The 15,460-nt window shown below is 71.2% G+C and carries 13 protein-coding genes and 2 pseudogenes; 6 read left to right on the top strand and 9 right to left on the bottom strand.

What is annotated here, in order from left to right; all coding sequences use genetic code 11:
- Window positions 1–5 precede the first annotated feature (5 nt).
- A complete protein-coding gene (locus AB0J04_RS11050) occupies window positions 6–2,675 on the top strand; it encodes a glycoside hydrolase family 78 protein (RefSeq protein WP_363168067.1) in 2,670 nt (889 codons plus the stop codon).
- Window positions 2,676–2,926: 251 nt separating this feature from the next.
- On the opposite strand, the gene AB0J04_RS11045 is transcribed toward AB0J04_RS11050, so the two are convergent.
- Window positions 2,927–3,676, bottom strand: coding sequence for an isocitrate/isopropylmalate family dehydrogenase (locus AB0J04_RS11045; RefSeq protein WP_363168066.1), 750 nt, complete (start codon window positions 3,674–3,676; stop codon window positions 2,927–2,929).
- 251 nt (window positions 3,677–3,927) lie between these two features.
- On the opposite strand from AB0J04_RS11045, the gene AB0J04_RS11040 reads away from it, so the two are divergent.
- Window positions 3,928–4,407 (top strand): adenylyltransferase/cytidyltransferase family protein, encoded by a 480-nt coding sequence (locus AB0J04_RS11040; RefSeq protein ID WP_363168065.1) that lies wholly within the window; start codon window positions 3,928–3,930, stop codon window positions 4,405–4,407.
- A gap of 82 nt (window positions 4,408–4,489) precedes the next feature.
- Here AB0J04_RS11040 and AB0J04_RS11035 read toward each other — a convergent pair.
- Together AB0J04_RS11035 and AB0J04_RS11030 are read right to left on the bottom strand one after the other, a co-directional pair.
- Window positions 4,490–4,732 (bottom strand): annotated as a pseudogene (locus AB0J04_RS11035) (transposase family protein); the annotation flags it as partial.
- A gap of 115 nt (window positions 4,733–4,847) precedes the next feature.
- Complete coding sequence (locus AB0J04_RS11030) at window positions 4,848–5,198, bottom strand: metalloregulator ArsR/SmtB family transcription factor (RefSeq protein WP_363168064.1); 351 nt, start codon at window positions 5,196–5,198, stop codon at window positions 4,848–4,850.
- A 210-nt stretch (window positions 5,199–5,408) separates the two neighbouring features.
- Here AB0J04_RS11030 and AB0J04_RS11025 point away from each other — a divergent pair, with 210 nt between their 5' ends.
- Window positions 5,409–5,543: a hypothetical protein gene (locus AB0J04_RS11025; RefSeq protein WP_363168063.1), complete on the top strand. Its 135-nt coding sequence runs from the start codon at window positions 5,409–5,411 to the stop codon at window positions 5,541–5,543.
- 653 nt (window positions 5,544–6,196) lie between these two features.
- On the opposite strand, the gene AB0J04_RS11020 is transcribed toward AB0J04_RS11025, so the two are convergent.
- From AB0J04_RS11020 to AB0J04_RS10995, 6 genes are all read right to left on the bottom strand, one after another.
- Window positions 6,197–6,622 (bottom strand): ATP-binding protein, encoded by a 426-nt coding sequence (locus AB0J04_RS11020; protein WP_363168062.1) that lies wholly within the window; start codon window positions 6,620–6,622, stop codon window positions 6,197–6,199.
- A 186-nt stretch (window positions 6,623–6,808) separates the two neighbouring features.
- Complete coding sequence (locus tag AB0J04_RS11015) at window positions 6,809–7,060, bottom strand: hypothetical protein (protein ID WP_363168061.1); 252 nt, start codon at window positions 7,058–7,060, stop codon at window positions 6,809–6,811.
- Window positions 7,057–8,811 carry a SulP family inorganic anion transporter gene (locus tag AB0J04_RS11010; RefSeq protein WP_363168060.1) on the bottom strand — a complete coding sequence of 585 codons (1,755 nt, stop codon included), beginning with the start codon at window positions 8,809–8,811 and terminating at the stop codon, window positions 7,057–7,059. The genes AB0J04_RS11015 and AB0J04_RS11010 overlap by 4 nt, the downstream gene beginning before the upstream one ends.
- Complete coding sequence (locus AB0J04_RS11005) at window positions 8,808–9,149, bottom strand: metalloregulator ArsR/SmtB family transcription factor (protein WP_363168059.1); 342 nt, start codon at window positions 9,147–9,149, stop codon at window positions 8,808–8,810. The genes AB0J04_RS11010 and AB0J04_RS11005 overlap by 4 nt, the downstream gene beginning before the upstream one ends.
- Window positions 9,150–9,961: 812 nt before the next feature.
- Window positions 9,962–11,482, bottom strand: coding sequence for an AAA family ATPase (locus AB0J04_RS11000; protein ID WP_363168058.1), 1,521 nt, complete (start codon window positions 11,480–11,482; stop codon window positions 9,962–9,964).
- Window positions 11,475–12,344, bottom strand: a complete 870-nt coding sequence (locus AB0J04_RS10995; protein WP_363168057.1) for a universal stress protein — start codon at window positions 12,342–12,344, stop codon at window positions 11,475–11,477. Before AB0J04_RS10995 ends, AB0J04_RS11000 begins: the two co-directional genes overlap by 8 nt.
- Before the next feature lie 334 nt (window positions 12,345–12,678).
- Here AB0J04_RS10995 and AB0J04_RS10990 point away from each other — a divergent pair.
- The 3 genes and pseudogenes from AB0J04_RS10990 to AB0J04_RS10980 form a co-directional block, all read left to right on the top strand.
- Window positions 12,679–12,807, top strand: a pseudogene (locus AB0J04_RS10990) (CBS domain-containing protein); the annotation flags it as partial.
- A 477-nt stretch (window positions 12,808–13,284) separates the two neighbouring features.
- Window positions 13,285–13,581 (top strand): SHOCT domain-containing protein, encoded by a 297-nt coding sequence (locus AB0J04_RS10985; protein WP_363168056.1) that lies wholly within the window; start codon window positions 13,285–13,287, stop codon window positions 13,579–13,581.
- A 174-nt stretch (window positions 13,582–13,755) separates the two neighbouring features.
- Complete coding sequence (locus tag AB0J04_RS10980) at window positions 13,756–14,757, top strand: nitroreductase family protein (RefSeq protein ID WP_363168055.1); 1,002 nt, start codon at window positions 13,756–13,758, stop codon at window positions 14,755–14,757.
- Window positions 14,758–15,460 lie beyond the last annotated feature (703 nt).

Here is a 15,460-nt window from a genome sequence, read left to right as displayed (position 1 = left end):
TCCCTGTGCATGTCGCACCTCCCGCCTTCGAGCATCACCGCGAGCCCCTGGGAATCGGCGAGTCCGCTCCCCGCCTGAGCTGGCGCACGCTCACCGACGCCGCGAACTGGCGGCAGGCCGCGCACCAGGTGGAGATCACCGCGGCCGACGGCACGGTCCTCGCCGACACCGGGCGCGTGGCGTCCGCCGACTCCCTCCTCGTGCCCTGGCCGGGGCGACGGCTGGGCTCCCGGGAACGCGTCGGCGTACGCGTACGCGTCTGGGGTGAGGGCGAGGACGAGCCGTCGCCCTGGTCGGGCACCTCGTACGCCGAGACCGGACTCCTGGCACCGGCCGACTGGACGGCCCGCCCCGTCACCCCCGACAGCACCCCCGCCGGGGAGCCGCTGCCCGTCGCGCTGCTCCGCCGTGACTTCGCCCTCACCGGCCGCGTCGCCTCGGCCCGGCTGTACATCACCGCGTACGGCGTCTACGAGGCCGAGATCAACGGCGAGCGCGTCGGCGATCACGTCCTGGCCCCCGGCTGGACCTCCTACCCGCACCGGCTGCGCTACCAGACCTTCGACGTCACCCCCCTGCTGCGGACCGGCGAGAACACCCTCGGGGCACTGCTCGGCGAGGGCTGGTACACCGGGCGACTGGGCTTCCACGGCGGCAGACGCAACATCTACGGCGAACACCGCGTGCTCCTGGCCCAGTTGGAGATCGTGTACGCCGACGGCACAGTGCGGACCGTCGTGACCGACGAGCACTGGCGCACGGCGGAGGGCCCGGTCTTGCGTTCGGAGATCTACGACGGTGAGGCCTACGACGCGCGGCGCGAGCGGCCGGGCTGGTCCGCGCCGGGACACGATGTGTCCGGCTGGGTACCCGTGCGCGAACTCCCTCCGTCCCGAGCGGAGTTGGTGGCACCGACCGGTCCCCCCGTACGACGCACCCAGACCGTCGCCCCGGTCTCGGTCACCACGACACCGTCCGGGAGGACCGTCCTGGACTTCGGCCAGAACCTGGTCGGCCGGCTGCGCATCCGCGTCTCGGGGACCGCAGGCCACGAGGTCACCCTGCGCCACGCGGAGGTGCTGGAGGACGGCGAACCGAGCATCCGTCCGCTGCGGATCGCCGCCGCCACTGACAGCTATGTCCTGCGCGGCGAAGGCGAGGAGACGAGCGGAGGCGTGGAGACGTACGAACCGCTCTTCACCTTCCACGGCTTCAGGTACGCCGAGATCGGGAACTGGCCCGGACCGCTCGACCCGGCCGACGTCGAGGCGGTCGTGCTCCACACGGACATGGCCCGCACCGGCTGGTTCGAGTGCTCCGACCCGCTGGTGAACCGGCTGCACGAGAACGTCGTACAGGGCATGCGCGGCAACTTCCTCGACGTCCCGACGGACTGCCCGCAGCGCGACGAACGCATGGGCTGGACCGGCGACATCCAGGTCTTCGCGCCCACCGCGTCCTTCCTCCACGACTGCTCCGGCATGCTCGTCGGCTGGCTGCGCGACCTGTCCGCGGAGCAGCTGGCACGGCCGGACGGCGTACCGCCCCTCGTCGTCCCCGACGTACTGCCGACCGCGTTCCAGGGCGTGGGCGCGCAGGCGGTGTGGGCCGACGTCGCGGTGCTCCTGCCGTGGACCCTGTACCGGCGATTCGGGGACCTGGAGGTGCTGCGCACCCAGTACCCGAGCATGCGGGCCTGGGGCGAGGCCACGATCCGGCTGACCGCCGAGGGCGACGGGCTGTGGCGGCAGGACTTCCAACTCGGCGACTGGCTCGACCCGCAGGCCCCGCCGGACCGTCCGGGCGAGGCGCGGACCGACGGCGACCTCGTCGCCAACGCGTATGTCGTCCGCTCGGCCGAGGTTCTCGCCGAGACCGCCGAACTCCTGTACCGCGCCGGGCACTTGAACGGCAGGGCCGACGCCGTCCGCTTCCGCGCGCACGCGGCTGCGGTACGCGAGCGGTTCGCCGACCGTTTCGTCACGCCGGACGGTCGGCTGGCCTCCGACACCCAGACCGCGTACGCGCTGGCGCTCTCCTTCGCGCTCCTGCCGACGGAACGCCAACGGCGGGGCGCCGCCGAACGGTTGGCGCACATCGTGCGCCGCGCGTCCTTCCGTATCGCCACCGGTTTCACGGGCACGCCGCTGATCTGCGACGCCCTGTGCGCGGCGGGCGAACCGCAGCTCGCCTACCGGATGCTCCTGGAGAAGGACTGCCCGTCGTGGCTGTACCCGGTGACCATGGGCGCCACCACCGTCTGGGAGCGCTGGGACTCGATGCTGCCCGACGGCACCGTCAACCCCGGCGAGATGACCTCCTTCAACCACTACGCGCTCGGCGCCGTCGCCGACTGGCTGCACCGTACGGTGGCGGGCCTCGCCGCCGCCGAACCCGGCTGGCGGCGGCTGCGCATCGCCCCGCTCCCGGGCGGCGACCTGACCTGGGCGAAGGCGTCCCACGACACCCCGTACGGCAGGGCCGAGGCGGGTTGGCGCATCGAGGGCAGCACGGCAGACACCCTCGTCGTCGAGGTCGTGGTCCCCCCGAACACCCGGGCCGAGGTCCGACTCCCCGACGGCAGAGACCCGTTCGAGATCGGGTCGGGACGCCACACGTTCCACTGTCCCTACGCCGCCCCGGCCTGGCCGCCGACCCCGATCCGACATCCGTGAACCGCGGGTGGCCGAACCGGACTGGCGTCCGGCGCGGCGGGCGAAGGTGAGGCCGCCGCCGTACCACTGCACCGAAACGTGTCGCTCCTCCCGGTCACAGACGATTTCTTCGATGCTGTCACCGACGGCTCCAGCAGCCGGCCCCTGAACTTCCGGGGCATGCCGAGCGGATTCGGCCTGCGCCTCGCACGCTGGTCGAGCACCGGCCCTGTCGCCTACGTCGTGGCTGAAGAGAAGTCCCCTCCTCGCTCTCAGGCGTTCAGCGCGTCGATCAGGGCCTTGACGACGTCCTCGGTCGAGGCGCTGCCGCCGACGTCGCGGGTGAGGATGCCGGCGGCCGTGGTCGTCTCGATCGCCTTGTTCAGCCGGGCCGCCTGGTCCGGCAGGCCGAAGTGGTCCAGCATCAGGGCCGCGCTGCCGACCGCGCCGATCGGGTTGGCGAGGCCCTGTCCGGCGATGTCCGGGGCGGAGCCGTGGACCGGCTCGAACATGCTGGGGAAGCGGCGCTCGGGGTTGAGGTTGGCACTGGCGGCGAGGCCCAGGCTGCCCGCCAGCGCGCTGCCGAGGTCGGAGAGGATGTCGGCGTTCAGGTTGGACGCGACGACCACCGACAGATCCTCCGGCTTCAGCACGAACTTCGCCGACATGGCGTCGACCAGGACGCTCTCCGTCTCCACGTCCGGGTAGTCGAGCGCGACCCGCTTGAAGACGTCGTCCCACAGCACCATGCCGTACTGCTGGGCGTTGCTCTTGGTGACCGACGAGACCTTGCGGCGGCTGCGGGTGCGGGCCAGATCGAAGGCGAGCGGAGCCGGTTGGCGTCGGCGTGCAGGCGCTTGCTGACTGGGCTGGGGGCGTGGCGGCGAGCTGGTCGATCTCGTCGGCGCGTTCGCGTATGAGACGGGCGTGGGTGTCGGTGCGGACGGTGTTGCAGCAGCCGGGCCGGCAGTCATACTGCCGCGGGGCCGACGCTTGAGGGCGAAGTCGTCGATGCCGAGCACCCGCGGGACGCGTAGCGACGGTGCGGCCTGCGCGTGACCATACGCGGGGCGGTCGAGCGGGAGATCGCGCAGGCCGGCACACGGAAGAGGCGGGCGCCCGCCCGGCCCGCTGCTGACATTCAACGGGTGATGTCGCGAGCCGTGCCTCCTGAACTGCAAGGGCACGCCTCCACCGACCGACACCGGACGAAGATCGTCAGGGATCGTTGCATCGGGGCCGTGGTTGACAGTGGTGAGTGATCACATCAGGGTTGGTCAGCCGGACGACGCAGAGGGGGACAGCGGCTGTGGCCGACCATGCTGAGACGAGCAAGCGGAGGAATGTCTACGTCGACATGGTGGGAGATCTCTTCCACCCTGGCCATGTGGCGCTTCTCAAGGCCGCGCGAACCTTCGGAGAGCGGCTGATCGTCGGCGTCCTCTCGGACGAGGTCGTGACCGGGTACAAGCGAAGGCCCATCATGACTCTGGCCGAGCGGGTCACGGTGATCGAGTCGTGCCGCTACGTCGACGCGGTGATACCGAACGCTCCGGAACGCGTGACGACCGAGTTCCTGGACGATCATGACATCGCGGTGGTCGTGCACGGAGACGACATCTCGCCGGATGCCGTCGAAGAGGTCTTCGGTCCGGTGGCCGCTGCGGGGAAGTTGCAGCTCGTGGAGTACACGGCGGGCGTCTCCACCACTGACCTCATTCGCAGGTGCCTGGCGCGAGGCGGCTCCTCGTGATCTTCGTGTGATGCCGCTCGGCGGACACGGGTCCCTGCAGTTCAGGACACACAGCCCCGCGACACCACCCGTTAGATCTCAGTAACTCCTTGACCACAGAGCCAAGTTGGCGGGCCAAGCGGTTGGTGCGGCGCTGGTAGCGCGCCACGACGCCGGGAACCTGCCCACGGAACGTCTGCCGCGGACAGTTGAACACCGGGCAGACCAGGCGCCGGACCCGCACCGACGCCACGACCCGCCGTCCGTCCACCGGCACGTCCGCGATCACGCGCCCGTGGAAACCATGCACCCGCCTCGTCGGCTGTCCGCACACCGGACAGGCAGCGGATCGTCCCGGGGCATCAGCCGAGTAATGCCTGGCTGACGTGCGGGGATGGCCGTCTCCCGATCCGCGTCCGCTGCCCGGCTCACGGGAGACGGCCGCCGTGTGCGGGCCGCCGTCACGACGGCGGTTCGGCCTGGATCCGGGCGGCCTGGAGGTCGGCGAGGAGCTCGGCCTGGCCGGTCAGCACCCCGGAGAGGATGGTGCGGGCGACCCGCAGGAGCTCGGCGACATGCGGACTCGTCAGCGAGTAGTACACCGTGGAGCCTTCCCTGCGCGTCACGACCAGGTTCGCCCGCCGCAGCACCGCCAGTTGCTGGGAAAGGTGCGCGGGCTCGATACCCACCTCGGGCAACATCTCCGCGACCGCGTGCTCGCGCTCGCTCAGCAGCTCCAGGACCCGGATGCGTGCCGGATGCCCGAGCGTCTTGAAGAACTCGGCCTTCAGTTGGTACAGCGGCGTACTCACCGGGCCGTCTCCTCCCCGCAGCAACAGCACTGCACCGCCGGCCGGACCTCGGCGCATCGTATCCACCCACTCGTCACACACATGCGGCCCGTCCTCACCCGCGCAACCGGCCAAACCGAATCCGCGCCGAGACACCGCACCGCCGATTCCAGCAGTGGCGAACTCTCGAATTGCCAACATTAGCAATTACCGAGGTTGTGTGAGGGAGGTTTGCGTGAGTATCACCTCACTGCGCGGTTTCCCGCCGTGCAAGGCTTCCTCGGCGCCGGAGCCCTCATCGGCGACCTGCACTCGCAGGGCGCGGGCCCGCTCCCCGTCGAGGCAGTCGCCGCGCAGGCGGCCTAGGACGGCGCCACCGACCTCGCCCACGCGGTCGCCGCCGGCGCCTCGGGCCGTCGTGAGCCGGCGGACACGGGCTCGCCCAAGACATCGTGATCGCCGCAGAGGAGGACGCCCGCGCGCTCGTACCGGTACGAGACGGCGACGACGCCTTCGCCCGGGGACGACCGGGCCGGGTCGGCTACCGGCTCGCCCTCCGGCCGGCCCGTGGTGCGCCGCTCCTGGCGCTCCTCGCTCCGATCCGCCCGCTGCCTACTGCCCGCTGCCCGCTGCTGTGTGCGGCAAGCGCGGAGGTCAGGCCGGCGTGGACCGGGATGGGCGGGCGCAGTCACCGGCCGAGGCGAGGGAGCCGTCGGCGGGGATCGCGGCCGGCTCCAGGCTGCGGCCCGCTTCGGCGAAGCGGTGAGCGGCGTCGGTGACGGCCGGCTGCCCTGCTGTCGGCCAGCGATGCAGCTCGGTGAGATCGACGACAGGGCCGGCGCCGCGGGGCCAGGGCCCAGCCGACGGCTCCGGTGAAGCGGCTCACAGCGTCGGGGCCGAGGCATCCGGCGAGGGAGAGGACGTGGACGCCACGGCGGTCCTGGACGGTGTGGCCCGAGTCGATGGTCATGGTGATGCACACCCTTGCGCGGGTCGGATGGTGAGGGTCTGCGCTCCGGTCAGAGAGGGAGGGTGATCCAGATGCTCTTGCCCCGGCCGTCGGCGTCACCACGGACCACCGCGGTGCCGCCCATGGTGATGACGAGCTCCATGACGGTTCCGAGCCCGCTCGCGCCGGTTGCGGTGGCCGCCCCGTACAGCGGTGGCTGATAGGGGTGGCGGTCGTGCACAGCGAAGGCCAGACAGTCCGCGCCCGCCGCGTAGATCACGGTGACCTGCGGGGAGAGCACGGCGGCATGCCGGACGGCGTTGGTCACCAGCTCGCCCAGGATCAGCAGCGCCGGATCCACCGTGGGGTGGCGCAGACCGATTCCCCACTCGACCAGCACCTGTTCCGCGGTCTCTCGCGCAAGGCGGACGGCGGGCGGCTCGCTGGGGACGGTGAGTACGTGCCGTTGGGGCAGCGCTTCAAGCTCGGTGGACATCAGTTCTCCGCGCGGGCGAGACAGAAACCGGTGACGGTCTTGGGGTGAATGCGCAGTACGGCGCCGTGCGGGCCATGGCTCCGGTCGGCCAGGGTGCGGCGGATGGGTGCACCTCCCATGCCCTTGAGGCAATGGGGAGGGCGGCCTCGTTCGGGTCGGTGATCGCTTCGGCGGGGCCGGACAAGGTCACCGTCCAGCCGGTGCCGTCACGACCCGGATCTCGTCCACCTGACACATCACCGCCTCGGGCACCACAGTCGCCCGGAAAGAGGCCCGGACGATCAGACGCCCGTGCTGCCGCACGTGCCGGGCAGGCCGTACGACGGTCTGCTCCCGACGCACGTACACCAACCGCCCCAGGCTGCTGCCCTCCACCAGACACAGTGCCTCCGCGCCGGAGACCTCGGCCATGTGCAGGGCCGCAGGGGGAAGCGTCATCGGGCAGGCTCCTCACGGGATTCGGGGGACGTCGCGGCTTTCGGGACAGTCATCTGCCGGTGGGCGGGGGTCGGCAGGACCCCTGCCAGTTCCAGGTGCTCGCGGGCGGCCCGGATCGCCTCCGGGGTGGTGACGTGGTCCCGGCCGTCGTGCCGCAGCAGTTCCAGCGCGCCGACGGAGTCCAGGACCTGGCGCTGGCCGGGGCGTATGCCGGAGGCCAGGACGAGGATCCCGCGCCGGGTCAGCTTCTCCACCGCGTCCTTCAGCACGAGCGCGCCGGTGGCGTCCATCGTCGACACGCGCGACATCCGCAGGATCACGACCCGGACGTCCGCGACCTCGGTCAGTTCCAGCAGGAAGCGGTGCGCGGCGGCGAAGAACAGCGGCCCGTCGATGCGGTACGCCACGATGTGCTCGGCGAGCAGGGCATGTTCCTCGGCGCTGTGGTCGCCGCGGTCGAGGGGGACCTGGTCGAAGCGGGCCTGCTTCGCGACGGCACGCAGAGCCAGAGCGCCGGCCACGACCAGGCCGGTGATCACGGCGTACACAAGGTCGAGGGCGAGCGTCGCGACCGCCGTGAGCACGAGGACCAGCGCATCGGAACGGGTGGCCTTCGCCATCGCCCTCAGCGAGCCGACCTCGACCATACGGATCGCAGTGGCAATCAGCACACCCGCGAGCGCGGCCAGCGGGATCCGGGAGACGAGGGGTGCTGCCGCGAAGACGACCACCGCGAGGACCGCGGCGTGGACCAGGGAGGCGAGCCGGGAACTCGCGCCGGTACGGACGTTGACCGCGGTGCGGGCGATCGCACCGGTGGCCGGGACACCACCGAACAACGGGGCGACGATGTTGGCCAGACCCTGCCCGAACAGCTCACGGTCGGGGTCGTGCTTCTGGCCGACCGTCATGCCGTCGGCGACCGAGGCCGACAACAGGGACTCCAGAGCGGCCAGCGCGGCCACCGCAACCGCTGGGGCGAGCAGCGAGCCGAGCGCGCCCGGGTCGAGGAAGGCGAGCGACGGAGCCGACAGACCGGACGGCAGGTCACCGATCGGCTTCGCCGCATCCAGGCCGGCCGCCTGGGCCACGATCGTGGCTGCGATCACCGCGAGGATGGAGAAGGGGATCGTGGGCCGCCAGCGAGCGCCGATCAGCATCAGGGCGGCGACTGCCAGGGCGAAGGCGCCGGCGGTCCAGTTCGGGTTCTTCGCGAACTCCTCCAGCGCGCGCCAGGTCACCACGAGGACGCGGTCGCCGTCGGGCTTGGGCACGCCGAGGGCGTTCGGAATCTGCTGCAGGCCGATGACGCAGGCGATGCCGAGCGTGAAGCCCTCGACGACGGGTGCGGGCACGTACCGCATGTACTTGCCGGTCCGCAGCACCGCCAGTGCGACGAGCATCACGCCCGCCATCAGTCCGACGGTCAGCACCGCGCCGGGCCCGTGTTCGGCGACGATCGGCACCAGCACCACCGTCATCGCCCCGGTCGGCCCGGACACCTGCAGATTCGATCCGCCGAACACCGCCGCGAGCGCACCGGCGACCACCGCGGTCGCCAGCCCCGCCTCGGCGCCGAGCCCGGAGGAGACACCGAATCCGAGTGCGAGCGGCAGCGCGACGATCGCCACCGTGAGGCCGGCCAGCAGGTCCCGGCGCGGATCCCGGCGCATCTCCGTCAGATCGGGACGGCCGGGCAGCAGCGGGGCGAGCCGGGCCCCGACCCGGTCAAAGCCGAAGGAGGTGCTCATCGCGCGGCGACCTCGGTTTCCCGAAGCTCGGCCAGCAGCTCGTTCTGCCCGGTGAGCATCTCGGTCAGGATCCGGCGCGCGGCCTGCAGCAGGTCGGCGACGTCCCCGCTCGCGAGGGCATAGACCACGGTGGAGCCCTCTCGCTGCGAGGTGACGATGCCCGAGCGGCGCAGCAGCGCCAGCTGCTGCGACAGGATGGAGGGCTCTACCTCGATCGCCGCAAGAAGATCACGCACCGGCATCGGCCCGTGCTGCAGCAGCTCCAGCGCCCGTATCCGTACCGGATGCGCCAGCAACCGGAAGAAATCGGCCTTGGCCTGGTACAGCGGAACGGACACGGCCCCTCGATCTCCCCGACGACATCCCCACACGGGGCCGGCACAGATGGGTGTGTCCGCAGCAGCCTGCGGGCACAGCCAACATAGCATCTAACTAATTGCGAAATTTTGCAATTCAGCATCCGATTGCCGCCCGGATGATTCCTTCGCAGGCAGGGCGGCAAGTCGAACGGCGGTGGCGGATGCGGACCGGTGAGGGACCATCCACGAGCACGAGCCGGTGCAATTCACGCCGTGCGTGGAGCGCACGACCTTGTCGTGCGACCAGCGGTCGCGGTAGAACCCCTCCCCCCTGCCGTCGGTCTGGCCGAACACGGCGCGCCCGTCGGCCGACGCCTCACGTCGGGTCGACAGTCTGCGCGCGGCCGGCGGCCGGCCTCCCCCGGCTTGCGACGCCCGGGGCCGTGCGTTCTGATCGTTCTCCATGTCCGGGACAGCCAGAAGCCGCAGGTCGTGGTGCACCTGGGGCTGGCGGTCCCTGCCGGATGACCTTCCGGCCCCATCTCGCTGGTCGCAACAGGGACCAATGGCCCCAGGGCTGGGGTCCGGTCGGCGGGGGAGTCGGCTGCGCCTGGTGTGCATGCTGGGTACTGATCGAACCGCAGACGCCCATCTGCACGACCGCATTCCGTGCCTGCCAGGCGGTCGACTCCCCCGTCCCCGGCTGCCGCAGGTGTAGCGCGTACGGCGCGTGGCGCCCGGTTCGGTCGAGCGTCCGGCCGCTCACCGCCCCGTGACCGACCATCACGGTCGGCTCGTCGGTGTGGTGAGCCGGCACGATCCGCTGCGTGCCCTGATCCGTGTCTCTCCCGTCAGTCCGGCTCCATGTAGGGGCGGCGGAAGACCGGGGCCTGACCGGTGCCCCACGGCCGTACGGCCGCCAGCGCCCGGGCGACCGCGGAATCCAACGTGCCACTGGTGTCGACGGCGACGGCCTCGGGCCACGCGGGTTCCCTGGCCGCGATGGCGGTGGCGATGTCGAGGTCGGCGTCGGACGGGCCGGAGGCCCGCATGCTCAGGCGGGCCGCTGACACGTCGTCCGGGACGTGGCAGTGCAGGGCGACCAGGTCGGCGCTGGTGCGCTCGGCGACGCGCCGTGCCGCTTCGCGCTGTGCCGTGTCCCACCAGGTGGCGTCGAGGACGACCGACTCACCGGCGGACAGCAGCGCGGCCGCCCGGTCGAGGAGGGCGGCGTAGGTTCTGGCGGTCCACTCGGGTGTGTACAGGCCCTCGCCGTAGCCGGCCGCCGCGGACTGCTCCGCGGGAATGCCCGCGAGTTCCTTGCGGACGCGGTCGCTGCTGAGCAGGGTGACCCCCAGCCGGTCGGCCAGCGCACCGGACAGGGTGGACTTCCCGCTGCCCGGCAGCCCGCCGACGACGGTCAGGCCGACGGCGGAGGTGCGCAGATGGCGCAGCGTCGTCGAGACCAGCCGTCGTGACGCCGCCTCCGCGCCGGGCGCGCCCTGGCGGGCCTGGATCAGGGAGACCTTGGCGCGGACGAACGCGCGGTAGGCGACGTAGTGGTGCCACAGCGACGCGGGCGCCGGATCACCGGAGTACTCGCTGTACCGCGCGAGGAAGTAGGCGGCGGCCTCCGGGGCGCCGAGTTGTTCCAGGTCCATGGCGAGGAAGGCGGCGTCGTCCAGGCCGTCGACGTAGCGCAGCCGGTCGTCGAACTCCAGGCAGTCCAGGACGCGGGGGCCGTCGTCCAGGCAGAAGACGTCCTCGGCGAGCAGGTCTCCGTGACCGTCGACCACCCGCCCTTGCTCGATACGGGAGGCGAAGAGCCGCTCGCGTCCTGCGAGATAGCGGCGCACCAGCCGTTCCACCTCCGTCACCCCGTCGGGCACGGAGCCGTCGTCGGCCGACGCGTGCACGTGCGCGAAGCTGGCCTCCCACCGAGATGACAGCGCGTCCCGTGTGCCTTCCGCGTCCACATCCGGACCGCGGGGCGCGTCCGCGTGCCACACCGCAAGGTGCCGCGCGACGGCCCGGAGGACGTCGTCCAGGGCGGCCCCGTTCCGTACGAGACGGGACAGGCGTCGGTCTGCGGGCATGCGGCGCATCACCACGAGGGGTTCGGGTGCTTCGGCGTCCGGGCTGCCGAATTCGCCCAGACCCAGATAGACGTCGGGGGCGAAGCGGCGATTGAGAGCGACTTCGCGTTCGCACGCTGTCCGGCGCGCCGCCCGTGTGGTGTAGTCCAGGAATCCCAGGGACACCGGTTTCTTGACCTTGTAGGCGCGATCTCCGGCGAAAAACACGATCGCGGTATGGGTCTCGCACACCTCCGCGCGCGGAGCCTGCCCGCCGGGGTGGCCGGACTCACTCATGGGGGACGACGGCGACAGGGCAGTGTCCGTGGTGGAGGGCGGCGTGGGCGACGGGACTCAGGTGGGGTGACACACCGTGCCGATGTGCGCGACGGCCGACGACCAGGAGCGCGGCGCCTTCAGAGGCCTGCACGACGGCCTTGGCGGGGCTCGCGAGACGGATGCCGTCGGCCACCTCCACCTGCGGGTACTTCTGGCGCCAGGGGCGGAGGACCTTGTCCAGCTCCTGACGCGCGTCCTTCGTCATCTCTTCGCTGACGTGGTGGTCCACTCCCCAGGGTGTGCGCGCGTGGAGCGGCACGCTTCGGCCGTGGACGGCCAGGAGGGGAACACCCCTGGCGGCGGCGCTGTGGAACGCGAAGTCGAGTACCTCGTCGCAGGGTTCGCGCAGTTTCAGCGCCACCACCACACGACCGGCAGGCGCGGAGGCAGTTCCCTCGTCCCGGGTTTCGGCGCGAACCACTACCACCGGCCGCTCGGCCCGTGCCACGACCGGCATGCTGACGTCGCCCATGAAGTAGCTCGCGATGGACCCCAGCCCATGTGAACCGAGCACGAGCATCTCGGAATCGGAGGCCGCATGGAGCAGCGCCTCCTGGGCGTCTTCGGCGGTCAGGTTCCCGACGACGGTCAGGGCCGGATGGTGTGCCTGCAACTCGGCTTGAGCGGTGTGGACGAGACGCTTGGCCCAGTAGTTCTGATCGACTTCTGAGGGAACACCGGCCTGTTCCGGCGCGAGCAGGGGCCATGCGTGCAGCAGGCGCAGCGTGAGCCTGCGCTTCTCGGCCTCGTCGGCGGCCCACCGGGCAGCCGCGAGGCTCCCGGGTGAACCGTCGAGGCCCACGGTGACGACTGGTTGCATGGCGGCGGCCTCCGTCTCGTACGAAGCTGGATACGACGGTGGATGACGGCGAACGACTCCGATGGCGTGCATGCTCCGGACGTCGCAGGCATGCCGACCGCGGTACTGCTCTCCTTCGAGGAGTACCCCAATCCCCTCCCCGGCGCATGTGGAGCCGCACGTGAGGAGACAGGTGCGGCGGCGATTCCCCTTGGCGGTCGGCATCGACGGAGCTGGACCGACGCCCTCGTGTCGTGCGGACGAAAGCGGCCCTCATGGAGCCGGGAACTGCCAAGGGCGCCACCGTGCGTGTGTGGGTGACACGGGAGGGAACCGTCACCAGTGCGGCGGCGGCGACCGACTCCCCGGGATCATCAGGGACCGCGACATCGTGGTGAAGTGTCTCGCCAGGGGCAAGGACCCCGGGACCGTGACCGCCGGCCGGCTGGAACAGGGCAAACCGATCACGATCGATGCCAAGGCTTGAAAGCAAGTCGTGCCTGTCAGGTCCGAACTCGGTCCCACTCACCACCACTGCGGGCACAGGCCGCCGACGCACAGCCCATGAGTGCGCAGAAAGCAGCATGGAAGGTCACGGAACGTGATCGTCGAGCTGTCCGGGGGACCGGGTGCCGACGTCGCCATCGAGGCATCCGGCGTACCGAACCGCTTCGTTCTGCGCACCCAGGCAGTCCGCTCAACGCCCTGCCGCCATGCCGCCATGCTCACGGTCGTCTCGCACTGCACCGTCCACAACTCGCTCGCCCCTCGAATCACCGGTGACCGGTATCGAACGGGAGGCGTGATCACGGCCCTGTCCCCAGCTCGCGCCTCGGCCGGTCCCTCAGAGTCAGGGACCATTGCCCCGGCCGGTTTGGGCTCTTCGGCCCATGACGGACGAGCGGACGGCGGCGACGGTGAGAGTGACGCACCGAGACCACGGGCGTGAAGCCCGCGTCCCGTGGACGCGAGGAAGTGGGTGACCGTGATGCTCTGGTACGGCCATGATCCGAGTGGGTGGAGCTGGTTCGTCATGTCGCTCGGCATGATCATCTTCTGGGCCCTCCTCATCGTCCTCGGCGTCCTGCTGTTCCGGTCGGCCGGCTCCGGGGTGACGACCGGTCCCGCACAGCGCGGGCCCGCCGCCGAGCGGCTCCTCGCCGAACGCTTCGCCCGCGGAGAGATCGACGAGGACGAATACCGCCGCCGCCTGACCGTCCTGCGTGACGGTGGCGGTCCACAGCTCGGCAAGAGCTGATCGAGAGATTCGTACCGTGCCGGTCGGGGGAGCCTTCGCCGCACACTCCAGGTTCCGCGGTCACGTGCCCCGGAGCGCTGTGGAATACGCGTCCGGGACCACCGTGGAATAGTGGATGGGACGGGAATCGCCCATTCCGTGGATGGCGGTCGGCCCTGGAGGGAGGCAGGTCCAGTGTCCGTACGTGAGCTCGACACGAAGACCGTGACAGCCCTGGTCGAAGACGCCGCGGCGGCTCCGTCCATGCACAACGCGCAACCGTGGAGATTTCGACTTCTGCGCGGTGCCGACACCTTCCAGGTGTACTCGGATCTCGAGCGCGCGATGCCGCAGGCCGACCCCACCACCCGCGGACTTCACCTGGGATGCGCCGCTGCCCTGTTCAACCTGCGCGTCGCCGCGGCCCGCGCGGGCTGGGCAACGGCCACCGCGCTGCTACCCGACCCCGCGGACCCGCGCCTGCTCGCGGGGGTACGCCTGACCAGCCCAGCGCTTCCCGGGAACGACCTCGAGGAAGACCTCGTGCCGCTGTATCCGGCGATTCACCGCCGCCGTACCAGCCGTGACCCGTTCACCGACGAGGCGATACCCCAGGCCATCAAGGATGCCCTGGGCGCCGCCGCTCTCCTGGAGGGGGCGCGGCTGGTCTTCCCCGACGTATGGCATGTACACACACTGCTGGATCTTGTGCGCGACGCCGAGGGGCGCGATGCCATGGACGCTGCCGCGGCCGGGGAGCTGAGGCGCTGGACCCGTGTAGGCACAGAAGCGGCGGAAACCGCGAACGACGGGATACCGGAGTATGCCTTCGGCCCTCGCCGGCGCTCCGGCAGGGCGCCCGTGCGTGACTTCGCCGGCAGACGCCCCATTCCCGGTCGCGAGGCCGCCGCGTTCGAGAACGCGCCCCAGCTCGCCGTACTGGGCACCGTGGGCGACCGGCCGCGGGACTGGATGCTGGCGGGCCAGGCCATGCAACGCGTTCTGCTCCAGGCCACCCTCGACGGGCTTGCCACCTCACTCACGTCCCAGGCCCTCGAATGGCCCGAACTGCGATGGATCGTGCGCGACCCGCAGTCGGCGATGGGATTCGTCCAGATGGTGCTCCGGCTCGGATACGGCCCCGCAGGCCCCGGCACACCGCGCCGCCCCGTGGACGACGTACTCGACATCGTGTGAGCCCGCTCATGAGCCCGGCCGGGCTCCGTCGTGCGCAGAGGACGCCAGGGCGAAGCAGTTCTCCTCTTCCTGGGTGAAGTGCAGACACAGGACGGCGTTCAGGCCGTAGAGGCAGGAGCGCAGGTCGTCGAGTTGCTCGGCAGCCAGACCGCCGTTGGCGTGTCACGCCCCGACCCTCCAGGGCGAGCACCGGCACGATCTCGCTGTGCCGCGGACTGAGGCAGCGCACCTGGCCCGCGCGCTCCAGCAGGGCGCCGTCCCTGCCCAGCGTCCGCACGCGGACCTCGGCCGGGGACTCCTCGCCGCCGCGGCACACCTGTCCGTCCGGTCCGAGGAGGTGCACGGACGGCATCCGGGCGAGCTGTGCCTCGGCCGCCAGGGCGGCGGCGCAGGACCAGGCGTGCACGGCGGCGCTGAAGTGCGCGCCCGTCACGATCTGCCCGGCTCGGCCCAACTCCAGTGCCGTGCCGGGGGCGTTGGTGCCGGCAGTTCGCGGAACAGGGGAAGCACGGCGGCGAGGGCATGGACCCGACGGCAGGAGTTCAGTTCGTCGCGGACGCCCAGCGCAGCCGCGGCTGCCGGCTGCCGGCTGCCGGCTGCCGGCTGCCGTCGGGATGTACACCGCACGCCTGACAGCGTCGCCAGGAGTCGGCCACGAGACCGCGCACGTCCCGCTCATGGCCGGCCTCCGTCGCGAACCGCT

The organism is Streptomyces sp. NPDC050263, assembly GCF_040655955.1.
Lineage (GTDB): Bacteria > Actinomycetota > Actinomycetes > Streptomycetales > Streptomycetaceae > Streptomyces.
Note: the sequence above shows the minus strand (reverse complement) of the source record. Positions and strands in the feature narration are given on the sequence as shown.